This is a genomic window from Caulobacter sp. SRI_014 (assembly GCF_057586315.1).
In genome coordinates, this window is sequence record NZ_JBYCZQ010000008.1 from 39,767 (window position 1) to 60,545 (window position 20,779).

The 20,779-nt window shown below is 68.5% G+C and carries 19 protein-coding genes; 14 read left to right on the forward strand and 5 right to left on the reverse strand.

The annotated features are described in order from the left end of the window. The first annotated feature begins 4 nt into the window (after nucleotides 1-4). From AC2YG9_RS16715 to AC2YG9_RS16725, 3 genes are all read left to right on the forward strand, one after another. A complete protein-coding gene (locus AC2YG9_RS16715) occupies nucleotides 5-3,148 on the forward strand; it encodes a F0F1 ATP synthase subunit B (RefSeq protein WP_487299118.1) in 3,144 nt (1,047 codons plus the stop codon). 89 nt (nucleotides 3,149-3,237) lie between these two features. Beyond that, nucleotides 3,238-4,740 (forward strand): phosphomannomutase/phosphoglucomutase, encoded by a 1,503-nt coding sequence (locus AC2YG9_RS16720; RefSeq protein ID WP_487299119.1) that lies wholly within the window; start codon nucleotides 3,238-3,240, stop codon nucleotides 4,738-4,740. A gap of 8 nt (nucleotides 4,741-4,748) precedes the next feature. Next, the gene (locus AC2YG9_RS16725; RefSeq protein ID WP_487299120.1) at nucleotides 4,749-5,231 is read left to right on the forward strand and encodes a hypothetical protein; all 483 of its coding nucleotides are present in this window, start codon (nucleotides 4,749-4,751) and stop codon (nucleotides 5,229-5,231) included. Here the strand turns inward: AC2YG9_RS16725 and AC2YG9_RS16730 are convergent. Beyond that, nucleotides 5,228-6,379 carry a hypothetical protein gene (locus AC2YG9_RS16730; RefSeq protein WP_487299121.1) on the reverse strand — a complete coding sequence of 384 codons (1,152 nt, stop codon included), beginning with the start codon at nucleotides 6,377-6,379 and terminating at the stop codon, nucleotides 5,228-5,230. The two genes, AC2YG9_RS16725 and AC2YG9_RS16730, sit on opposite strands and share 4 nt — an antisense overlap. Nucleotides 6,380-6,578: 199 nt before the next feature. Between AC2YG9_RS16730 and AC2YG9_RS16735 the strand changes: the two genes are divergently transcribed. Further along, on the forward strand, nucleotides 6,579-7,883 hold the full coding sequence (locus AC2YG9_RS16735) for a UDP-glucose dehydrogenase family protein (protein WP_487299122.1): 1,305 nt from the start codon (nucleotides 6,579-6,581) through the stop codon (nucleotides 7,881-7,883). Between the two features lie 7 nt (nucleotides 7,884-7,890). Here AC2YG9_RS16735 and AC2YG9_RS16740 read toward each other — a convergent pair whose 3' ends face one another. Beyond that, nucleotides 7,891-8,310 (reverse strand): MAPEG family protein, encoded by a 420-nt coding sequence (locus AC2YG9_RS16740; protein WP_487299123.1) that lies wholly within the window; start codon nucleotides 8,308-8,310, stop codon nucleotides 7,891-7,893. Nucleotides 8,311-8,450: 140 nt separating this feature from the next. On the opposite strand from AC2YG9_RS16740, the gene AC2YG9_RS16745 reads away from it, so the two are divergent. From AC2YG9_RS16745 to AC2YG9_RS16760, 4 genes are read left to right on the forward strand one after another with little or no spacing between them, the layout of a single operon-like run. Next, a complete protein-coding gene (locus AC2YG9_RS16745) occupies nucleotides 8,451-9,713 on the forward strand; it encodes an MFS transporter (RefSeq protein ID WP_487299124.1) in 1,263 nt (420 codons plus the stop codon). Nucleotides 9,714-9,754: 41 nt separating this feature from the next. Continuing rightward, nucleotides 9,755-10,465, forward strand: a complete 711-nt coding sequence (locus tag AC2YG9_RS16750; RefSeq protein ID WP_487299125.1) for a DUF969 domain-containing protein — start codon at nucleotides 9,755-9,757, stop codon at nucleotides 10,463-10,465. Then, nucleotides 10,462-11,445 (forward strand): DUF979 domain-containing protein, encoded by a 984-nt coding sequence (locus tag AC2YG9_RS16755; RefSeq protein WP_487299126.1) that lies wholly within the window; start codon nucleotides 10,462-10,464, stop codon nucleotides 11,443-11,445. The genes AC2YG9_RS16750 and AC2YG9_RS16755 overlap by 4 nt, the downstream gene beginning before the upstream one ends. Then, nucleotides 11,435-12,430, forward strand: a complete 996-nt coding sequence (locus tag AC2YG9_RS16760; RefSeq protein ID WP_487299127.1) for a DUF2891 domain-containing protein — start codon at nucleotides 11,435-11,437, stop codon at nucleotides 12,428-12,430. Before AC2YG9_RS16755 ends, AC2YG9_RS16760 begins: the two co-directional genes overlap by 11 nt. 9 nt (nucleotides 12,431-12,439) lie before the next feature. On the opposite strand, the gene glmM is transcribed toward AC2YG9_RS16760, so the two are convergent. Continuing rightward, complete coding sequence (gene glmM, locus AC2YG9_RS16765; RefSeq protein WP_487299128.1) at nucleotides 12,440-13,795, reverse strand: phosphoglucosamine mutase; 1,356 nt, start codon at nucleotides 13,793-13,795, stop codon at nucleotides 12,440-12,442. A 184-nt stretch (nucleotides 13,796-13,979) separates the two neighbouring features. Between glmM and glmS the strand changes: the two genes are divergently transcribed. Next, a complete protein-coding gene (glmS, locus tag AC2YG9_RS16770; RefSeq protein WP_487299129.1) occupies nucleotides 13,980-15,797 on the forward strand; it encodes a glutamine--fructose-6-phosphate transaminase (isomerizing) in 1,818 nt (605 codons plus the stop codon). A 3-nt stretch (nucleotides 15,798-15,800) separates the two neighbouring features. Here the strand turns inward: glmS and AC2YG9_RS16775 are convergent, their stop codons facing one another. Then, nucleotides 15,801-16,067: a hypothetical protein gene (locus tag AC2YG9_RS16775; RefSeq protein ID WP_487299130.1), complete on the reverse strand. Its 267-nt coding sequence runs from the start codon at nucleotides 16,065-16,067 to the stop codon at nucleotides 15,801-15,803. Between the two features lie 109 nt (nucleotides 16,068-16,176). On the opposite strand from AC2YG9_RS16775, the gene AC2YG9_RS16780 reads away from it, so the two are divergent. Beyond that, complete coding sequence (locus tag AC2YG9_RS16780; protein ID WP_487299131.1) at nucleotides 16,177-17,046, forward strand: UTP--glucose-1-phosphate uridylyltransferase; 870 nt, start codon at nucleotides 16,177-16,179, stop codon at nucleotides 17,044-17,046. Here AC2YG9_RS16780 and AC2YG9_RS16785 read toward each other — a convergent pair. Then, on the reverse strand, nucleotides 17,043-17,489 hold the full coding sequence (locus AC2YG9_RS16785; RefSeq protein WP_487299132.1) for a MarR family winged helix-turn-helix transcriptional regulator: 447 nt from the start codon (nucleotides 17,487-17,489) through the stop codon (nucleotides 17,043-17,045). The genes AC2YG9_RS16780 and AC2YG9_RS16785 overlap by 4 nt on opposite strands. 87 nt (nucleotides 17,490-17,576) lie before the next feature. On the opposite strand from AC2YG9_RS16785, the gene AC2YG9_RS16790 reads away from it, so the two are divergent. From AC2YG9_RS16790 to AC2YG9_RS16805, 4 genes are all read left to right on the forward strand, one after another. Beyond that, entirely contained in the window at nucleotides 17,577-17,996 is a 420-nt protein-coding gene (locus AC2YG9_RS16790; protein ID WP_487299133.1) for an organic hydroperoxide resistance protein, read from the forward strand. A gap of 131 nt (nucleotides 17,997-18,127) precedes the next feature. Then, nucleotides 18,128-18,928: an SDR family oxidoreductase gene (locus AC2YG9_RS16795; protein ID WP_487299266.1), complete on the forward strand. Its 801-nt coding sequence runs from the start codon at nucleotides 18,128-18,130 to the stop codon at nucleotides 18,926-18,928. 9 nt (nucleotides 18,929-18,937) lie between these two features. Beyond that, nucleotides 18,938-19,858: a tetratricopeptide repeat protein gene (locus tag AC2YG9_RS16800; protein WP_487299134.1), complete on the forward strand. Its 921-nt coding sequence runs from the start codon at nucleotides 18,938-18,940 to the stop codon at nucleotides 19,856-19,858. Between the two features lie 55 nt (nucleotides 19,859-19,913). Next, the gene (locus AC2YG9_RS16805) at nucleotides 19,914-20,774 is read left to right on the forward strand and encodes a patatin-like phospholipase family protein (RefSeq protein ID WP_487299135.1); all 861 of its coding nucleotides are present in this window, start codon (nucleotides 19,914-19,916) and stop codon (nucleotides 20,772-20,774) included. Nucleotides 20,775-20,779 lie beyond the last annotated feature (5 nt).

Sequence of the window (20,779 nt, forward strand, 5' to 3'; positions counted from 1 at the left end):
TTCCATGACGCGTCTGCCCGTCTTCGCCATTCTCGCCGTCGTGACGGCCTGTCTCATTGCGCCGCTGTCGGCCTGGAGCCAGGGCGGCGCGCCCCAGGGCGGCCCTCCCATGACGCGGGCCGAGCACATGGCAAAGCTGAAGGCGGACCGTGAGCAGCGGTTCGCCGAGGCCCGGGCCAAGTCCGAGGCCATCCGGGCCGAACAGCGCCGCGTAGACGCCGAGCAGGACGCCAACGCCCAGAAGGCCGCCGAGGAAGCCAACGCCCGCTGGGAGGAAATGCGGGCCCGTAACGCCGAGCAGATCAAGAAGTTCGACGACGCCATCGAAGACTGGCGCGAGGACAACCCCAGTCCGCCCGGCACGGTCGAGGAGTTCGTCTCATCCAGCTACGACGAGGACACCGCCCTCGGCGAGAGCGCTCGCATCGTCTTCTACAATCGCCAGGACGTGCCGACCCACCAGATCGAGTTCGGCCCCGACGGCCAGCCCACCGGCCCTGTCACCCTGACCCAGCAGGGCAAGGCCTGGGAGACGATCGGCCCACAGTTGAAGGACGGCGCCCAGTGGGAGCCAGTCTACGGCCGCAGCCCCGAGGGCGACGTCATCATCGTCTCGGCCGACATCATCAAGAACGGCCGCGTCGACACCCGCTTCTTCTTCAACGAGGAGGGCGTGCCCTGGAAGGGCCAGCGTTGGTCCTACGAGGGCGTGCCACCGGGGGAGCCGGGCATCACAAGAGGCGGCTTCTATGACCCCCGCCTGGAGCCCAAACCGGACACCCTGGGCGCCGGCTTCGACGTGCCCGCCTCGCCGCGCCTGATCACCGGCGTCTGTCCCGAATGCCGCGAGAAGGCCGACCGCTACAACGAGCTGGCCAGCCGGGCCCGCAACCTGCTGAACCAGATGCGCCAGCAGTCCGAGGAGCACAAACACCACCACCGCGCCGCGCAGCTTCCGATCGAGCAGCGATACACCCACCTCAAGGCAGAGTACGACGCCCTGCTGCCCGAGCTGGAAGCCGCGCGCGCCGCCGCCCTCGAGTGCGAAAAGATCTGCCGCCCGCAATCGAAGCTGCCGGCCCCTGACCTGACCCGCCCCAGTCTGATCCCGGTGGCCAAACTCGAACCGCCGGCCAGCTTCTGCGACGAGTTCGCCCGCGTCGCCTACATGAACGAGGTCTACACCCCGGCCGCTAAGGCCAGCCTGGCCAACGCCCAGACCGCCACGGCGCACCTGGGCAAGCTGGGCGGCATGTTCACCGACTACATGAAGAACGAGGGCGGCCCCGGCTGGGCGGCGGTGCGCGAGGAGCAGACCGCCTATGGCCCCATCGCCCAGACGGCGACCGACGATTCCAACGCCATCAACGCGGTGTACCAGCGCATCCTGGCCATCCCAATCGTCCCCTGCCCGGATCAAAAGCCGCGCATCGCTACCGGCGATCCCGCGCCGCCTCCGGTCGCACCGGCCAGCGAGGACGTCGGCGTCATCCCGGCCCGCATGGTCGAACAGGCGACCGGCGGCAAGAAGCCCTGCCCGCCCAAGACCCCGCGCAAGCCCATCGTCGTCGGCCCCAACAGCAAGGTCGGCTCGGGCGCCCAACTGACCAAGAAGCTCGGCGGCATGCTGGTCGGCGGCCTGCTAGGCGCAGCCGGCGTCGGCGGTGGTGGCGGGGGCGGCGGCGGTCCGCAGCTCTACACCTGCAGGATCAAGGACAGCGAGATGACGCTGTTCACCCACCCCAGCGGCATCGCCCTGCGGGTGGGCGCCAAGCGCGGCAAGGGCGACACGGTCAACATCTTCGCCGACATCGCCAAGTCGCCAGACAAGGGCACCTTCCAGGCCGCCCTGCTCGAAACCCCCGATGGCGGCAAGGTCCAGGCGCCGTCCGACGCCGGCCCCTGCGATCTGTGGGGCGACTGGCAGCTGACCGTCTCCTGGACCAAGACCACCTATGTCGACGGCCAGATGGTCAGCCAGGAATCCGGCGGCTGGTCGGAAGGCGGCAAGTTCAGCCTGCCCGGCATGCTGACCAAGTCCGGCCCGCAACCGATGTGGGCCAGCATGGGCTTCTCCAGCGCCAGCCACGGGGCCAAGGAAGCCTTTATGAAGTTCAGCGTGCCCCAGGGTGGCGGCCCGCTGACCTTCATCACCTACATCACCCAGCCCAAGGGCGACCCGGTCATGGCGGTGCCCTTCGTAATGACCATGACCGAGACCTCGCCCGGCGTCTTCACCTTCACCGAGGGTGAGGCGAAGGAGGATTGTCCGCCGGCGGTCTTCAACACCGTCTCCACCACGACCCCGCCGGCGGCACCCGTGTCCACGCCTCAGCAGGACCCGAACATGACGGATGCCGGCAAGGAGGCCTTGACCACCGGCATGTTCGTGGACCTGCAGACTGACACCTGGCTGTACGAAGACCTCAAGCTCATCGACGAGCTGATGTCGAAATATGACTGCAAGCCAGGGACGCGCCAGAAGCTGATCGACCAGATCCGGGAACGGCTGGCCCGCTTTGACAATCCAAACCTTGGCCACCGGGGCCGTGCCGCGCTGCTGGCTGACAAGGGGCGGATGGAGGCTCTGCTGGACTGGCTCTCGGAGGATCCCGCCGCCTGCCGTCCCCCTGGGGAACCGCCCAGGTCGACGAGCCGGGAAGCCAGATTCGAACCCGCCCCGGCACCCTACACGCCGCCGGCTGGCGAGGTCGAAGGTCCCGACCTCGGCGCCGGTCCTGCCGGGCGCGATTCGACCGGCCAGCCCCCGATCGTTCCCGAATGGTACTGGAGCTACATCGGCAGCGAACTCGCCACCCTCCGGGAACTGATCGACGCCGGCGACAAGGACCCCTGCGGCGGCAGCTACGAGGCCGCCCTGCGGCAGCTCCAACGCATTCGTCAGGCCATCGCCGATCTCCGCGGCTCGGGCGAAATCATCTCGGACCGCGGACGCTTTGAGGTCGAGGAAACCGAGACGCGCGTCGACCAGATCGAGGCGGAGCTCAAAGCCAAGATGGCCGCACGGTCCGAGAAGGCCTGCCCGCCGCCTGACGGCCAGCCGCCCAAGCCCGTTGATCCGGCCAAACCCGACGAAGCGCCCGAGAGCATCCTCGACGAGATTGAGGAGGTCTACGTTCCCGCGTGACGCCCCGCCCGTGACTCAACGCCGCTGACGCCGGCCGCCGCAACGCGCTATAGGAGCCGTCCAAAGAAAAACGGCTTCTCGAGTCCCCCATGCCCTTCATCCCGCGCGCCGACCTCGTTCCCAACACCGTCGCCTACGAGACCGAACCGCTGGTCAAGGCCACGGGGTTCCGCGAGTACGACGCCCGCTGGCTGTTCGGGCCGGACATCAACCTGCTGGGCATCCAGGCCCTGGGCCTCGGCCTCGGCACCTATATCCAGAGCCTCGGCCACAAACGCATCGTCGTCGGCCACGACTTCCGCAGCTATTCGCTGACCATCAAACAAGCCCTGAGCCTTGGCCTCATCGAAACCGGCTGTGAGGTGCTCGACATTGGCCTGGCCCTGTCGCCGACCGCCTACTACGCCCAGTTCGACCTCGACGCCCCCTGCGTGGCCATGGTCACCGCCAGCCACAACGAGAACGGCTGGACGGGCGTGAAAATGGGCGCCGCCCGGCCCCTGACCTTCGGCCCCGACGAGATGGGCGCCCTGAAGGACATCGTGCTGGGCGCCAAGTTCGTCTCTCGCGACGGCGGCAAGGTCACCCGCATCGAGGGCATGGCCGAGCGCTACATCGCCGACGTCTCGCGCCGCGCACGGATCGTCCGCCCGCTCAAGGTCGTCGCCGCCTGCGGCAACGGCACCGCCGGCGCCTTCGTCCCCGACGCCCTGCGCCGCATGGGCGTGGCCGTGGTCTACGAGATGGACTGCGAGCTGGACTGGACTTTCCCCAAGTACAACCCCAACCCCGAAGACCACGAGATGCTCCACGAGATGAGCAAGGCCGTGAAGGAGTTCGGGGCCGACCTGGCGCTGGGCTTCGACGGCGACGGCGACCGCTGCGGCGTCGTCGACAACACCGGCGAGGAGATTTTCGCCGACAAGATCGGCCTGATGCTGGCCCGCGACCTGGCGCCGCTGAACCAGGGCGCCACCTTCGTCGTCGATGTGAAGTCGACCGGCCTCTACGCCACCGACCCCATCCTTGAGGCCAATGGCGCGACCACCGTCTACTGGAAGACCGGCCACAGCTACATCAAGCGCAAGTCGGCCGAGCTCGGCGCCCTGGCCGGCTTCGAAAAAAGCGGCCACTTCTTCCTCAACGAGCCGCTGGGCCGGGGCTACGACTGCGGCCTGACCGCGGCGGCCGCCATCCTGGCCATGCTCGACCGCAACCCGGACAAGACCCTCAGCGATCTGAAGGACGCCCTGCCGGTCGCCTACACCTCCCTGACCATGAGCCCCCATTGCGGCGATGAAGAAAAATACGGCGTCGTACAAAAGGTCGTGGCGGAATACGAAGCCCTTGCAGCCCGGGGTGGTGAAATCCTCGGCCGCGGGATCACCGACGTCATCACCGTCAACGGCGTCCGCGTCGCCCTGGACGACGGCAGCTGGGTCCTGGTTCGCGCCAGCTCCAACAAGCCCGAGATCGTGGTCGTCGTCGAAAGCACCCGCGACGCAGACGACATGCGCGCCCTCTTCCACAAGGAAGTGAAGCCCCGCCTCGCCGCCCACCCGCAGGTCGGCAAGTACAACCAGGAAATCTGACGCGTCGGATGCCGACGTTTCCGGCCTTTCACGAGGACGCTTACGACCGCGCGATCGCGGCGGGCTACACCGTCCGCCAGCTGTCGCGGCATGATCACTGGCTGACCGAGGAAGAATTCCTCACCGTCCCCTTCCTCTTCTACCGCGAGGCCTGGGAGAGCGGTCAGCATCAGGCCTTTGTCGAACTGGAGGCTCGCTTCCTCGCCTTCTTCGACCGGCTGGCCGAAGGCGGCGCGCGCCAGGTGGTCGGGCGGGAGACAGACCGGCCGCTGAATCCGCGTTCGGCGCGCTGGCGCCGCTTCATCCAGCGTTGCCTGCGCGACCTCGACGACCTCGACCTCTACTTCCCCCGCCACAAGGCCCGGTTCATCGCCGCCTTCGATCTGGAATTCCTGGTGTTCCTGACGGACCCGGCCGCCGTGCCCGTTCTGGAGGCTGAAGCCGCGCGAGCCGGCCTCTGCCTGCTCGAGCCGAGGGCGGCTCGTACCTAGAGCGCCTTCCGCGCGCCACCCCACGCGTAGCCCTCGGCGAACGGCGCGCCCTCGAACTCCAGGGCATAGATCACGTGGTCGCGGCAAGGGCCGGTTGAGCCGTTGCGCCAGATGGCCGGCCTGAGCGCCTGAACGAAATCGGGCCGCGCCTTGAGGAACTTCTTCGCCGCCGTCATCTCCATGTCGGGCCGGAAAGGCTGGCCGCCCATATCAAAGGTCCCGGCGAAGATGATCTCGCCCGCCTTGATCTCGAACGAGGGCGATCCGAGGCACAGGTTCAGCACCGAATAGAAGCCCAGCGAGGCCAATCGCCACTCGCCCGGTGGCACGACGACAGCCACGAAGCGCCCGTCCTCGTTCGCTCCCATCAGGGGTTGATAGACCCCGAATTCCGAAACCTGGCCGTCGACCGACCAGGCGGGGACAGCAGGATCGGACGAGACCCGCTCGAAGGCGAAGCCGATGCTGTTTCGGCTGCTGACATCGCGCACCCGGGTGACGATCACGGCGCTGCCGGCCGGGACATCGGCGAGCTGGTTGGCCTTCAACAGCCGGGCTCTTGCGCTCTCCGGCGCCTGCGGCGGCCTGGGCATCCAGCCGGGCGTGCTTACCGCTTTTTTCAGGTCCCAGCTTAGCAGGCCCTTGACGCTGATCGATCCCCTGCCGGCGACGCTTGGATCACCTCCGAAGCGCTCGGATTCGGGGTTGGCGGCGTCGTTGCTCCAGGACCGCACGACGCCTCCGGAGACCACCGGCGCGCCGACCCGGTCCGCCAGGAAAGCCTTGGCCAGCTGCGGCTCATCCGGCGCCATGATTTCCTTGCCGACGGCCTCGGCCACGGTGACGATCTCCCACCCCTTCACCACCATGCAGTTCTCGGTGTTCACCGAGATGTTTCTCTGGGCGCGGAAACCGCTGAGAAATTCGTCCAGCTTGTCCAGCTTCTGGACGTTCAGCCCTCCCCGCAGCGACTGGGTCTGGCCGGCCTTGCTCAGGCAGTCGATCAGCTCGGCGTCATGCGTCGCCAGGTCTGCGCCGACGCGGTGGAAATAGCTGTAGGACCTGGTCATCTCGGTCAGGTCGGCCTGCGCAGCGACGGGCCCGGCGAAGGCGGCCAGCAAGGCGGCGGCCAGGACGACAACTCTCATCGAAACTCCCCCTATCCGGCCCCTTCTAACAGCGCAGGTCGCTTTCACCAGTCCCGCCGTCTAGTGCCCAAATGCCACCCTTCGGACGAACCGCGACAACGCCCCCTTCCTGAGGTTGCCCTCTCCCCCCACGTCATGCTCAAAGCCGCCTCATAAAGCGGCGCCCAGGGGCGCGCCCTCCTAAGACAGAGACACTCCCATGCGTGTTGCGATGATCGGCACCGGCTATGTTGGCCTGGTGTCCGGAGCCTGCTTCGCCGACTTCGGCCACACCGTCACCTGCATCGACAAGGACGCCGGCAAGATCGCGCGCCTGCATGACAACATCATGCCGATCTACGAGCCGGGCCTCGACGATCTGGTCGCCCGCAACGTCAAGGCCGGCCGCCTGTTCTTCGCCACCGAGGCCAATGACGCGGTCCGCAACGCCGACGCGGTCTTCATCGCCGTCGGCACCCCCTCGCGCCGCGGCGACGGCCACGCCGATCTCTCCTACGTCTACGCCGCCGCCGAGGAGATCGCCGACCTGATGGACGGCTTCACCGTCGTGGTCACCAAGTCCACCGTCCCGGTCGGCACCGGCGACGAGATCGAGCGCATCATCCGCGAGCGCCGCCCGGACGCCCGGTTCGCCGTCGTCTCCAACCCCGAGTTCCTGCGCGAAGGCGCCGCCATCGACGACTTCAAGCGGCCGGACCGCGTCGTCGTCGGCACAGATAACGACCAGGCAAAAGAGGTGATGCAGGAGCTCTACCGCCCGCTGTTCCTCAACGAGACGCCGATCGTCTTCACCGGCCGCCGCACCAGCGAGCTGATCAAGTACGCCGCCAACGCCTTCCTGGCCCTCAAGATCACCTTCATCAACGAGGTCGCCGATCTCTGCGAGGCCGTCGGCGCCGACGTCCAGCAGGTGGCCAAGGGCATCGGCCTCGACAACCGCATCGGCAGCAAGTTCCTCAACGCCGGCCCCGGCTACGGCGGCAGCTGCTTCCCGAAGGACACGCTTGCCCTTGTGCGCACCGCCAGCGACGCCGGAACGCCCATCGAGCTGGTCGAGGCCACCGTCCGCGTCAACGACCGCCGCAAGAAGTCCATGGCCGCCCGGGTCACCAAGGCCCTGGGGGCCGAGGACCTGACCGGCAAGACCATCGGCGTTTTGGGCCTGACCTTCAAACCCAACACCGACGACATGCGCGACGCCCCCAGCCTCGACATCGTCCCGGCCCTGCTGGCGCTCGGCGCCAAGGTCCAGGCCTATGACCCGGAGGGCCACGAGGCCCGCCAGATGCTGCGCGACGTCGACTTCAAGGACGGTCCCTACGACGCCGTCGAGGGCGCCGACGCGGTGGTCATCATCACCGAATGGGACGAGTTCCGGGCGCTGGACCTGGACCGCGTCAAGCTCCTGATGCACACCCCCATCGTCGTCGACCTGCGCAACATCTACCGCACCGACGACATGCGTCGGCGGGGGTTCGAGTATTCGAGCATCGGGCGGGGCTGAGGCCCGGTCACCCGGCCGTCAGGATCTTCCAGGCCAGCAGGCCCCACAGACCCATCAGCACCAGCATGCTGAGCGTGAAATACAGCGCCCGGAAGCGGACGATGTTCGACGTCACATGGACGATCGAATGCAGCACCCGCGCCGCCACATAGGCCCAGGCCAGGCCGATGGCGAAGATGTCGGCGGTCCCCGTCACATAGAAGGCCAGCACCGCCGGATAGAACAGCACCGGGGCCTCGAACAGGTTGGCGAAGTTGCGGTTGGGCAGTGACACCTCGGTCGGCACCCGCGCCGACTCCCCGAGCGCGAAGTCGTCCTGGCTCAGGCCGTGCTTCTTGCTGAACCGCCGGAGCGGGATCAGGAAGCTGACCACGAAGGTCAGCGCCGCCATGGCGATCATCGGCAGCAGGATGGTGGTGTCTTGCATGGTGCGCCCTCCCCGGCGTTGGCGGCACTGTCCGCTGACCCGCGTTCGCTGACAAGCAGGCCCTTGGCCTCCCCGGCGGCAGGCGCGCTATAGTCCAGGGACGCTTCGCCCACCTCGGCCGTGCGCTACCGGAGACCGCCGTGCCGACGTCGACCACGACCCGCTTTCCCGCCTACCTCTTCACCCACGGCGCCTGGTTCCTGGCCTTCGGGGTGCAGCTGGTGCTGTTTCCCTATCTGGTCCGGGTGGTCCTGCAGGAGGACGAGATCCGGTTCGGCCTGGCCCAGATGTGCCTGCAGCTGCCGACCACCTTGTTGATCCTGATCGGCGGCTTCACCGCCGACCGCATCCCGCCGCGCCGCATCGTCGCCATCTCCTGCGCGCTGTCGGTGCTGACCTTCGCGGCCCTCAGCTTCATGGTGATGAGCGGTCGGCTGACCTACGGCCTGGTCATTGCCTACGCCCTGTCGGTGGGGACCATCGGAGCCTTCGCCATCCCCGCCCGCGACAGCCTGCTCAGCCTCGTCGCGCCCGGGGCCGACGGGACCTCGGTGCACCGGGCCGTCACCTTCGCCTCCCTGGCGCAGTTCGGCGCCCAGATCCTCGGCATGGCCTACGCCACCCTGGCGCCGGTCGTCGGCGTCGGCCGCATGCTGCTCAGCCTGTCGGGCCTGATGGCCGCCGCCGCCCTGGCCGCCGTCAGCCTGCGCCCGCGCCCGGCCCATGTCGCCGAGAAGGGCGACGGCCATCTGGTCCGCCGCATGGCCGCCGACATCGCCGGCGGGGTGAAGGGCGCCTTCTCCTCGCCGATCATCGCCCCGACCGTGGTCTGCGCCCTGTTCGTCGGCATCTGCTTCATGGGCAGCTTCTTCGTCCTGCTGCCGTTGATCGTGCAGAGCTACTTCCCGCCGAACGATCCGGACCCGACCCATATCGCCACCGCCCTGGCCCAGTTCAGCCTCTGCTTCTGGGTCGGTTCTCTGGTCTCGGCCCTGACCCTTGCGCGACTGGGCCATCTGCGCCGCAAGGGGCGGATCTACATGGCCGCCCTGCTGACCGGCGGCCTGGTGCTGATCGGCTGTTCGATCCGCATGCCGTTCCCGGCCCTTTGCGTCCTCAACTTCATCTGGGGCCTGGGCGGCGGGGTGGCGATGACGCTGGGCCGGGGCCTGGTCCAGCAGTACGCGCCGGCCGAGAGCCGGGGCCGCATCCTGTCGGTGTTCACGCTCGGCCTGATGGGCGGCGGACCACTGGGCGCCGTGGTCTACGGCTTCCTGGCCAAGGCCTTCGGGCCCCACGCCTCGATTCTGGTTCCCGGCGTCCTGATGATCGGCCTGGTCACCACCGTCTTCTTCCTCTCGCCCCTGCGCCATCTCGACGAGGACGCGCCGGTAGACGGCTGATCAAACTGCGGCGACTGTCTCGCCAAACAGGAGCCCGCTCGATGAGTCTCTGGCCGCTGATCGGCATCGCCGTCGTCGTTGTCGGCTTCGTGCTGCGGTTCAATCCGCTGCTGGTCGTCGCCGCCGCCGCCCTGGCGACGGGCATCGCCTTTGGCCTGTCGACCGGCCTCGACCCCGTCGCCGCCGCCAGGACGACGCTGGAGACCTTCGGCAAGGCGTTCAACGACAACCGCTACATCACCCTGACCTGGATGATCCTGCCGGTCATCGGCCTGCTCGAACGGGCCGGCCTGCAAGAAAAGGCCCGCGATCTCGTCGCCGCCATCAAGGGCGCCACCACCGGCCGCCTGCTGATCCTCTACCTGCTGGTTCGCCAGCTCACCTCGGCGGCCGGTCTGACCTCGCTTGGCGGTCACCCGCAGATGGTCCGCCCGCTGATCGCCCCCATGGCGGAAGGCGCGGCGGAGGCCAAACTCGGCCTGCTCGGCCAGGCAGCCCGGATGCGCGTCCGGGCCATGAGCGCGGCGACCGACAACATCGGCCTGTTCTTCGGCGAGGACATCTTCATCGCCATCGCCTCCATCCTGCTGATCAAGGGCTTCCTCGAGCAGAACGGCATCATCGTCGATCCCCTGGCCTTGTCGGTATGGGCCATCCCGACGGCCATCCTGGCCTTCATCATCCATGGGGTACGGCTCTGGCGGCTCGACGCCCATGTGGCGAAGCTCAACGCCGAGGATGAGTTCCAATGATCGGCCTGTCCGTCCTTTACGTCATCGGCGGCGTCTTCTTTGCGGCCATGGCCCTGCTCGGCGCCTTCGACGCTGCGAACCCCAAGCGCTGGGGCAACCTGGCCTTCTGGGGCCTGCTGGCGGTCAGCTTCCTGTTCGGCAGCTACATCGGCGACCTCGCCAACGGCGTCCTGGTCCTGGCCCTCGCGGGCCTGGCCGGCTTCGGCGCCCTGGGCCAGGGCAAGCCCGCCACCACAACGCCCGAGGAACGCCGCGAGAGCGCCGCCCGCCTCGGCGCCAAGCTGTTCATCCCGGCCCTGGTCATCCCCGCGGTGACCCTGATCGGCACCTTCGTCTTCAAGGGCTGGGAGCTGGTTGGCCTGACGCCCCTGACCATCAACGGAACGGCCCTCGTCGATCCCAAGCAGGCCACCCTGGTCGCCCTGATCCTCGGCATCCTCGTCGGTCTGGTCATCGCCGTAGTCATGATCCGGCCCCGGCCGACCGTCCCCGCCCAGGAAGGCCGCCGCCTGCTCGACGCCGTCGGCTGGGCCGCCCTTCTGCCCCAGACCCTGGCGGCCCTCGGCGCGGTCTTCGCCGCCGCCGGGGTGGGTCAGATCATCGGCGCGTTCGCCGGCTCCAGCCTGCCCAGCAGCGGCCCCGCCGGCGCCATGCTGGCCGTCGTCGCCTACACCTTCGGCATGGCCATCTTCACCATCATCATGGGCAACGCCTTCGCCGCCTTCCCGGTGATGACGGCCGGCATCGGCCTGCCTCTGATTGTCGGGACCTTCAAGGGCGACCCGGTGATCATGTCGGCGATCGGCATGCTGTCGGGCTTCTGCGGCACGCTGATGACCCCGATGGCCGCCAACTTCAACATCGTGCCCGCCGCCCTGCTGGAGCTGACCGACCGCTACGGCGTCATCAAGGCCCAGATCCCCACCGCCCTGATTCTGCTGATCGCCAACACCGTGCTGATGTATGTCTATGTCTACTGAGCTCTCCGCCGAAACGGCCTCCCGCTTCGCCGCGATCGCCCTGGGCCACGTGCGCCAGCCCTGGCCGCACAAGGCCGACCATGTGTTCATGAGCGCCGGCGATGTCGCGCCGCACCAGGACTTCCACCCGATCTTTTTCGGCAGCTACGACTGGCACAGTTGCGTCCACGGCTACTGGACCTTGGCGACCCTGCTGCGGCTCCATCCCGGCATTCCCGAAGCCCCTGGCATCCGCGCCCTGTTCGACGACGCCTTCACCCCCGCCAAGGTCGCCGTCGAAACCTCCTACCTCGGCCGCCCCGGCTCGCGCGGCTTCGAGCGCCCCTATGGCTGGGGCTGGCTCCTGATGCTGCAGGCCGAACTGCTGCGCCATGACGACGACTGGTTCGCCCATCTGCGCCCGCTGGCCGACGGGTTCGTTCAGCGGTTCCACGCCTACCTGCCCCTGGCCACCTATCCGGTCCGCACGGGCGTGCACTCCAGCACCGCCTTCGCCATCACCCTGGCCCTCGAATACGCCGACGTCATCGAGGATCACGACCTCTCGGCCCTGCTCAAGGCAGCCCTGCGACGCTGGCACCTGGACGACACCGACTGCCAGGCCTGGGAGCCCTCGGGCGAAGACTTCCTCTCCCCGGCCCTGATGGAAGCCGAAGCCATGCGCCATGTGCTGGGCGCCGACTTCCCCGCCTGGTTCGACCGCTTCCTGCCCAGGGCCGCCGAACGCCTGCCGGCGACCCTGTTCCAGCCGGCCACGGTCAGCGACCGCACGGACGGCAAGATCGCCCATCTGGATGGATTGAACCTGTCACGCGCCTGGTGCTGGCGGAACATCGCGGGCGCCTTGCCTGAAGGCCACCCGGCCTCGGCGGCGGCGAAGGACGCTGCCGCCCGCCACCTGGCCAGCGCCATCGACCACGTCGCCGGCGACTACATGGGCGAGCACTGGCTGGCCAGCTTCGCCCTGCTGGCGCTGCGGCCCTGACGGAGGAGGCTAGACCCCCGCCGCCTTCACGGCCCCGACGATCTCGCCGACCATTTCGGCCACCAGCGCCTCGTCGTCGCCCTCGGCCATGACCCGGATCAGCGGTTCGGTGCCCGAAGCCCGCACCAGCACCCGGCCCGAACCGTTCAGCCGGGCCTCGGCGGACTTGATCGCATCCTTGACCTTGTCGCTGTCCAGCGGCTTGGCGCCCTTGCTGAATCGCACGTTCTCCAGCAGCTGCGGCACCGGCTCGAACTGGCGGGCCAGGGCGCTCATCGGCTGCACCGTCTGGATCATGACCGCCACGACCTGCAGCGCGGCGATCAGGCCATCCCCCGTCGTCGAGAAGTCCGACAGGATCACATGCCCCGACTGCTCACCGCCCAGGTTGAAGCCGCCCGAGCGCATCCGCTCCATGACATAGCGGTCGCCGACCCCGGTGCGCTCCAGGCTCAGGCCCTGGGCCTGCATGAACCGCTCGAGGCCAAGGTTGCTCATCACCGTCGCGACGATGCCGCCGCCCGCCAGCTTCTGATCCTTGGCCCAGGCGCCGGCGACGATGGCCATGATCTGGTCGCCGTCGACGACCACGCCGTTCTCGTCGCAGATGGTCACCCGGTCGGCGTCGCCGTCGAGCGCGATGCCGATGTCGGCCCGGTATTCCTTGACCGCCGCGCTCATCGTCGCCGGATGGGTCGAACCGCATAGGTCGTTGATGTTGAAGCCGTTCGGCTCCACCCCGATCTCGATGACTTCGGCGCCCAGCTCATGCAGCACCAGGGGCGCCACCTTGTAGGCCGCCCCGTTGGCGCAATCGATGACGATGCGCAGGCCGTTGAGGTTCAGGCTCTTGGGGAAGGTCGCCTTGGCGATCTCGACATAGCGGGCCTGGGCGTCATCGATCCGCCGCACCCGGCCCAGTTCCGTCGGACCGACCAGGCCCTCCTGCAGGCCCTCGTCCATGTGTTTCTCGATCTCCGCCTCGCGGGCGTCCGACAGCTTGTAGCCGTCCGGCCCGAACAGCTTGATGCCGTTGTCGGAGAAGGCGTTGTGGCTGGCGCTGATCATCACGCCGAGGTCAGCCCGCATCGAGCGGGTCATCATCGCCACGCCGGGCGTCGGCAGCGGCCCGAACAGCCGCACGTCCATACCCATGCTGGTGAAACCCGCCACCAGCGCCGGCTCGATCATGTAGCCCGACAGGCGCGTGTCCTTGCCGATCACCACCAGGTGACGGCGGTCGGCCTCGGTGCGGAACAGCTTGCCCGCCGCCAGGCCGACGCGCAGGGCGACCTCCGCCGTCATGGGATGGCTGTTGGCGCGGCCGCGGATGCCGTCGGTGCCGAAATAGGAGCGTTTGGCCATAGGTCCCTCTTGAACGCGGGTTTTGCCCCCGACGCGCGAGTTCGCCAATAAACTTTTGGCGACCGTCTGTTTCTTGTCGGAAAGTCTTAACGCAACAGTCTGCAACGCATTTTCATGCCCCGCTCCGCCCGGGCGGTGCTAATGGCGCCTTCGCTTACTCGTTGAACTACAGGACGGTCCCAGCATGTGCGGCATCATCGGCATCGTCGGCAAGAGCTCCGTCTCCGAACGTTTGATCGAAAGCCTCAAGCGCCTCGAGTACCGCGGCTATGACTCGGCTGGCATCGCCGGCGTCGTCGGGGCCGGCGTCGAACGCCGCCGCGCCAAGGGCAAGATCAAGGCCCTGGAAGAGGTCCTGGCCGCCGAGCCGCTGAACGCCACGGTCGGCATCGGCCACACCCGCTGGGCCACCCACGGCGTTCCCAACGTGCCCAACGCCCACCCGCACAAGGCCGGCAAGGTCACCCTGGTTCACAACGGCATCATCGAGAACTTCGCCGAGCTGAAGGCCGAACTGCAGGCCGCCGGCCGCACCTTCGAGAGTGACACCGACACCGAGGTCATCGCCCAGCTGATCGACAGCCGCATCGCCGCCGGCGACGAGCCGCTGGTCGCCCTCAAATCCACGCTGGACCGCCTGACTGGCGCCTTCGCCCTGGCCGTGCTGATCGAAGGCCACGACCGCATGGTCCTGGGCGCCCGGCGCGGCAGCCCGCTGGTCGTCGGCGAGGGTGACGGCGAGATGTTCCTGGGTTCCGACGCCCTGGCCGTCGGCCCCTTCACCAACCGGATCATCTATCTGGAAGAGGGCGATTTCGTCGCCATCGATGACACCACCTCGCGCATCTTCGACGCCGACGGCAACGCGGTGACCCGGCCGGTGAAGCTGGTCAGCGCCTCGGCCGCCCTGGTCGAGAAGGGCAACCACCGCCACTTCATGGTCAAGGAAATCTACGAGCAGCCCGACGCCTGCCAGCACACCCTGACCGCCTACCTCGACGCCGTCAGCGGCACGGTGAAGGCCCCCGGCGACTTCGACTTCAAGGGCGTCGAGCGCATCCAGATCGTCGCCTGTGGCACGGCCTTCTACGCCGCCTCCATCGCCCGCTACACCTTCGAGCGCCTGGCCGGCCTGCCCTGCGACGTCGAGATCGCCTCGGAGTTCCGCTACCGCGAACCGGCCGTGACGCCGGGCACCCTGGCCATCGCCGTCAGCCAGTCGGGCGAAACCGCCGACACGCTGGCCGCCCTGCGCTGGTGCCAGGCCAAGGGTCTGAAGACCGCCGCCATCGTCAACAGCCACGAAAGCACCATGGCGCGCGAGGCCGACGTCCTGTGGCCGACCCATGCCGGCCCCGAGATCGGGGTGGCCTCGACCAAGGCCTTCACCAGCCAGGTTACCGCCCTGCTGGCCCTGGCCGTGGCCGCCGCCGCCGCGCGCGGCCGGATCGACAAGGACCAGGAGCACCATCTGGCCCGCGTCCTGCTGGAAGCCCCGCGCCTGGTCGGCGAGTCGCTGGACGTCGAAGCGGCGGTCACCGCCCTCGCCCCCAAGATCGCCCGGGCCCGCGACGTGCTCTACCTCGGCCGTGGCCCGATGGCCCCGCTGGCCTATGAGGGCGCTCTGAAGCTGAAGGAAATCAGCTACATCCATGCCGAGGGCTATGCGGCGGGCGAGCTCAAGCACGGCCCCATCGCCCTGGTCGACGAGCACACCCCGATCATCATCATCGCCCCCTCGGACGCCCTGTTCGAGAAGACGGTCAGCAACATGAGCGAGGTCGTGGCGCGCGGCGGCAGGGTGGTGCTGATCACCGACGAGGCCGGCGCCCATCACGCTCCGGACGGCGCCGATGTCATCATCGCCCCGACCTGCGACCCCCTGATCGCCCCGCTGGTCTTCGCCGCCCCGATCCAGCTGCTGGCCTACCATGTGGCCGTCCAGAAGGGCGCGGACGTCGACCAGCCACGCAACCTCGCGAAATCGGTGACGGTGGAATAGCCCCTACGAGGGCGGCATCGGCTTGGTCTGATCGCCCTCGCCCGGCGCCGGCGCGACGATGTCCGGCGGAACCTTGGTCGGGTCGGTCGGATCGATCGGGGCCGGCGGCGTGGTCGTCGCATCGGTCGGCGGCGGCGGGCTGTCACTGGCGGGCGGAACGGGCGAGGTCGTCGTCTCGGCGGCGGGCGGCGCATCGGTCGCCGGTTTGCTGCAGGCCATCAGGGCCAGGGTGGTTCCAGCGGCGATGGCGATGGTCAGAAGCGGTCTCATGGGCGGGCATCCAGACGGGCGAACTTGCACTGTTCCGAGAACCATCGCCCAATACGGGTCGTTCCGTCCCGGCTGGAATTGTGATCGCCGTTCGGATACCTGATCCCCCATGAAACCTGTCCGCAAAGCCGTCCTTCCGGTCGCGGGCCTGGGCACGCGCGTGCTGCCCGGCGCCAAGACGACGCCCAAGGAAATGCTCAACATCGTGGATCGGCCGATCCTCAGCTACATCATCGCCGAGGGCCGCGCGGCCGGCATCGAGCACTTCGTCTTCGTCACCGGACGCGGCAAGGAAGCCATCGAGGCCTACTTCGACCACCACGTCGAAATGGAGGCCCAGCTGCAGGCCAAGGGCAAGCTCGACATTCTCGAAGCCGTCCTCGCCGATCTGCCACAGCCTGGCGAGATGAGCTTCGTGCGCCAGATGTCGCCGCAGGGCCTCGGCCACGCCGTCTGGTGCGCGCGTGACATCGTCGGCGACGAGCCCTTCGCCGTCATGCTGCCCGACATGCTGATGCATGCGCAGGTGCCGCCGCTGAAGCAGGCCATGGACGCCTACAACCAGGTCGGGGGCAATATCGTCGTCGTCGAGCCGGCCCCCGAAGGCGAGACCCACAAGTATGGCATCGTGGCGCTGGACGGCCGCGAGGGCCGCCTGAACCGCATGACCGGCATGGTCGAGAAGCCGCCGCTGGGGACCGAGCCCTCCAACCTGTTCATCTCGGGCCGCTACATCCTGCAGCCGGAAATCTTCAACCTGCTGGCCGACCAGGGCAAAGGCGCCGGCGGTGAGATCCAGCTGACCGACGCCATGGTCCGGCTGATGGCGCTGGAGCCTTTCCACGCCCTGGAATACGAGGGCGTCACCTACGACTGCGGCGACAAGATCGGCCTCTTGCGCGCCAACGTCGCCTACGCCCTGCAGCATCCGGAATTGGGCAAGGCGGCGCGCGAAGCGGTCGAAGCCCTCCTCCGCTAGTTCAGCGCGGCGATCAGCTTCTCAAGCCCGGCCTTCAGGCTGACAGCCTCGTCGCGTTGCAGCCCGAAGGCGCCGGCCATCTCCATCGGTACGGCCTGGGCCGGCGCCTTCAGGGCCCGGCCCTTTTCCGTCAGCCGGATGCGCACCACCCGCTCGTCGGTCGCCGACCGCGCCCGAATGACCAGGCCAGCCGTCTCCATCCGCTTGAGCAGCGGCGTCAGGGTGCCGGAGTCGAGGCAAAGCCGTGAGCCGATCTCGCCCAGCGACAGGTCGTCGATCTCCCATAGCACCAGCATGACCAGATACTGCGGATAGGTCAGGCCCAGCGGCGCCAGGGCCTGGCGGTAACGCTTCTGCACGGAGTTGGCGGCCGCATAGACCGGAAAGCACAGCTGGTTCGACAGGCGCAGGCTGTCGGCGGGGGAAAAGGTCGGGGTGGGCATGGACAGGAAATAAGCACGCCGAGGCCCCTTGCAAACATTAAAATCGTTTCCAATTATATTGTGCACAATCAAACTGGAGACTGACCGATGACCACCCTCTACACCGCCCACGCCAAGGCCTCCGGCGGCCGCGACGGTTCCGCCCGCAGCGACGACGGCGTCCTCGACGTGGCCCTGTCGACCCCCAAGGCCCTCGGCGGCCCGGGCAAGGAAGGCGCGACCAACCCGGAACAGCTGTTCGCCGCCGGTTACGCCGCCTGCTTCGACAGCGCGCTGCGCTTCGTGGCGCGCTCGCAAGGCGTGACCATCACCGAAAGCAGCGTCGACGCCGCCGTCGGTATCGGCCCCAACGACAAGGGCGGCTTCGGGCTGGAAGTGGCGCTGACGGTCAGCCTGCCGGGCCTCGACCGCGACAAGGCCCAGGCCCTGGTCGACACCGCCCACCAGGTCTGCCCCTATTCCAACGCCACCCGTGGCAACATCGACGTCACCCTGACCCTCGCCTAACCGCTTGGATCAAGCGACAGTCTGAGGCACTCCTTCTGGCAGATGCTGGCCGGCATAAGTCGGAAGGAGCCGCCTTGCCCAATCTGCTGATCTTCGGCTTCGGCTACACCGGCGGCGTCTTCGCCCGCCGCATGATGGCGGACGGCTGGCGCGTCTGGGCGGCCGTACGCTCCGAAGCGTCGGCGGAGGGCGCGCGCGCCGCCGGCGTCACCCCCATCGACAGCAGCGACCAGGCCGCTCTGGTCAGCGCCCCGCCGATGACCGCCATCCTGGTCACCCCGCCGCCGACCGACCACGGCTGCCCGGCCCTCGAGGCCCTGGTCCCGGCCATCGCCCGGGCCGGCGCCTTCCCCGACTGGATCGGCTATCTGTCGACCACCGGCGTCTATGGCGACCGCGAGGGCGGCTGGTGCTTCGAGACCACGCCCCTGCACGCCCGCAGCATCGAGGCCGGCCGCCGCGTCGCCGCCGAGCGTGACTGGCTGGAGGTGGGGCGCGGCATGGGGCTGACGGTGCAGGTCTTCCGACTGCCCGGCATCTACGGCCCCGGCCGCTCGCCGCTGGACCGGCTGCACGAGCGCACGGTGCGCAACATCGTCAAGCCGGGCCAGGTGTTCAGCCGCATCCACGTCGAGGACATCGCCGGCGCCCTCGCCGCCTCCATCGCCCGCCCACGGGCCGGCGGGATCTACAACATCGTCGACGACGCGCCCGCCCCGACCCATGAGGTCAACGCCTTCGCCGCCGCCCTGCTCGGCCAGGCCCCGCCGCCGCTGATCCCCTACGACGAGGCCAGCATGCCCGCCCCGGCCCGACGCTTCTGGGCCGAGAACAAGCGGGTCTCCAACGCCCGGGCCAAGGCGGAACTGGGCTGGCGGCTGATCTACCCTTCCTATCGCGAGGGCCTGACCGCTATCCTCGCCGCCAAGTAGGGGGAAGAGATGCGCGCCAGTGTCGTTCGCGGGGTCGCCGGGATGGTCGTCGCTTCCGTCCTGGTGCTCACAGGGCCGGCAGCGGGTCAGGCGCCCGAAGACCCGCCGGCGTTCAGCCAGACAACCGACCGGCTCAGCACGGAAGAGCGTGACGTCCTGGTGGCCGGGCCGACTGCCCACCTCGAAGCCGGCGATCTCTCGGCCGGCGTCGTCGCCTTCGAGATTCTGCTGACCGAGACCATCGCCACCTATGGCGAGGACTCAGTCCGCGTGGCCGACATCACCTCGGCCTTTGCCGTGCAGCTTGACGTCAACGACTATAGCGCCGCCTCCCTGCCCTTCTTCTATCGGGCGAAGGAGGCCTACGTTCGCGCCTTCGGGCCCGAACACCCGGAGGTCGCCGTGGCCTGGACCGATATCGGCATCATGCTGCTGAAGGTCGACCGGAAAGCCAACCGACAGGCCGCCGTCGGCGCCTTCAAGCAGGCCTACGAAATCCGCCGCGCCCGGCTGGGGACCGACAACGCGGAAACGGCCTTCAGCCTGCTCTACATCGCTGAAGCCTATGTCGACCCCGGCATGGCGGGTGAACCGCCGGTCCCGTCGCCGCCGACCGATGTCGATTCCGCGCTCCGCTACTATCGTCAGGCCGCGGCCACCTATCCCCCACCTCCCAGGGGTCGGGATGAGGACCGCGCAACAATCTGGCGCCAAGGCATGCGGATGCTGATCGCCAATGGCCGCCCGGCCGAGGCGGTCAACTTCTACACCCCCGCCATCACGTCTCTGGGCGAGACCTCAATGACGGCCGGCCTGCTGTACGCGGAGCTTCTCAAGGCGGGCTACACGAAGGAGGCCGCCGCCGTCCGCCGGCGCTACGACCGCGAGGGTTACTATTGGCCGGAGCCGGAGCCTCCAGCCGGCGATTGACCCTTCCTGTGATGAGGCCGCGACCGCTATCCTTGACAAAACAGGGGATGGAAACATGAGCAAGGCGCTGGTTCTGGGCGGCGGCGGTCCGGTGGGGATCGCCTGGGAAACGGGCCTGCTGGCCGGACTGGCCGACGGCGGGGTCGATGTCTCCGACGCCGACTGGATCCTCGGCACCTCGGCGGGTTCCTTCGTCGGCGCCCACCTGGCCATCAGCCGCGATCCGGCCGCCATGCTGAGGGCCGAGTTCGCCGCCGCCGACCAGATCAAGGCCGCCGCCCCGACCGGCCGTCCCGCCCCCGACCTGACGCCCCTGATGAGCGTGATGATGAGCAAGCCGCCCGGCGAGCCGCTGGCCATCGAGGGCCGTCTCAAGCTGGCGAAGATGGCGCTCGAGGCCACCACGCCGTCGGAAGAGGGTTTCATCGCCGGCTTCGGCCCGCTGGCCGAGCACGACGGTCCCTGGCCGACCGGCTACGCCTGCACGGCGGTCGACACCGCCGACGGCGAACTGGTCATCTGGGACGGCGACAAGGCCGCGCCCCTGATCCGCGCCATCGCCTCCAGCTGTTCGGTGCCCACCATCTTCCCGCCGATCACCATCGACGGGCGCCGCTACATCGACGGCGGCATGCGCTCGGGCACCAACGCCGACCTCGCCAAAAGCCATGGCAAGGTCCTGCTGGTCGCCGTCGCCCCGCCGGCCTTCCTGCCCTTCATGCAGCCCGGCCTCGACGCCGAGCTGGACCAGGTCCGCGCCGCCGGCGGAGAGGCCGCCCTGATCGTCCCCGACGGCGGCAGCGGCGAAGCCTTCGGCCCCAACCTGATGGACGGCTCACGGCGCGGCGACATCGCCCGCGCCGGCCATGCCCAGGGGCTGGCGGAGGCGGAGCGGATCAAGGCCTTCTGGAACTGAGCTGC

Coding starts and splice junctions, on each gene's coding strand:
- AC2YG9_RS16715 (WP_487299118.1), top strand. CDS start 5: ATGACGCGTCTGCCCGTCTTCGCCATTCTCGCCGTCGTGACGGCCTGT.
- AC2YG9_RS16720 (WP_487299119.1), top strand. CDS start 3,238: ATGCCCTTCATCCCGCGCGCCGACCTCGTTCCCAACACCGTCGCCTAC.
- AC2YG9_RS16725 (WP_487299120.1), top strand. CDS start 4,749: ATGCCGACGTTTCCGGCCTTTCACGAGGACGCTTACGACCGCGCGATC.
- AC2YG9_RS16730 (WP_487299121.1), bottom strand. CDS start 6,379: ATGAGAGTTGTCGTCCTGGCCGCCGCCTTGCTGGCCGCCTTCGCCGGG.
- AC2YG9_RS16735 (WP_487299122.1), top strand. CDS start 6,579: ATGCGTGTTGCGATGATCGGCACCGGCTATGTTGGCCTGGTGTCCGGA.
- AC2YG9_RS16740 (WP_487299123.1), bottom strand. CDS start 8,310: ATGCAAGACACCACCATCCTGCTGCCGATGATCGCCATGGCGGCGCTG.
- AC2YG9_RS16750 (WP_487299125.1), top strand. CDS start 9,755: ATGAGTCTCTGGCCGCTGATCGGCATCGCCGTCGTCGTTGTCGGCTTC.
- AC2YG9_RS16755 (WP_487299126.1), top strand. CDS start 10,462: ATGATCGGCCTGTCCGTCCTTTACGTCATCGGCGGCGTCTTCTTTGCG.
- AC2YG9_RS16760 (WP_487299127.1), top strand. CDS start 11,435: ATGTCTACTGAGCTCTCCGCCGAAACGGCCTCCCGCTTCGCCGCGATC.
- glmM (WP_487299128.1), bottom strand. CDS start 13,795: ATGGCCAAACGCTCCTATTTCGGCACCGACGGCATCCGCGGCCGCGCC.
- glmS (WP_487299129.1), top strand. CDS start 13,980: ATGTGCGGCATCATCGGCATCGTCGGCAAGAGCTCCGTCTCCGAACGT.
- AC2YG9_RS16775 (WP_487299130.1), bottom strand. CDS start 16,067: ATGAGACCGCTTCTGACCATCGCCATCGCCGCTGGAACCACCCTGGCC.
- AC2YG9_RS16780 (WP_487299131.1), top strand. CDS start 16,177: ATGAAACCTGTCCGCAAAGCCGTCCTTCCGGTCGCGGGCCTGGGCACG.
- AC2YG9_RS16785 (WP_487299132.1), bottom strand. CDS start 17,489: ATGCCCACCCCGACCTTTTCCCCCGCCGACAGCCTGCGCCTGTCGAAC.
- AC2YG9_RS16790 (WP_487299133.1), top strand. CDS start 17,577: ATGACCACCCTCTACACCGCCCACGCCAAGGCCTCCGGCGGCCGCGAC.
- AC2YG9_RS16795 (WP_487299266.1), top strand. CDS start 18,128: ATGATGGCGGACGGCTGGCGCGTCTGGGCGGCCGTACGCTCCGAAGCG.
- AC2YG9_RS16800 (WP_487299134.1), top strand. CDS start 18,938: ATGCGCGCCAGTGTCGTTCGCGGGGTCGCCGGGATGGTCGTCGCTTCC.
- AC2YG9_RS16805 (WP_487299135.1), top strand. CDS start 19,914: ATGAGCAAGGCGCTGGTTCTGGGCGGCGGCGGTCCGGTGGGGATCGCC.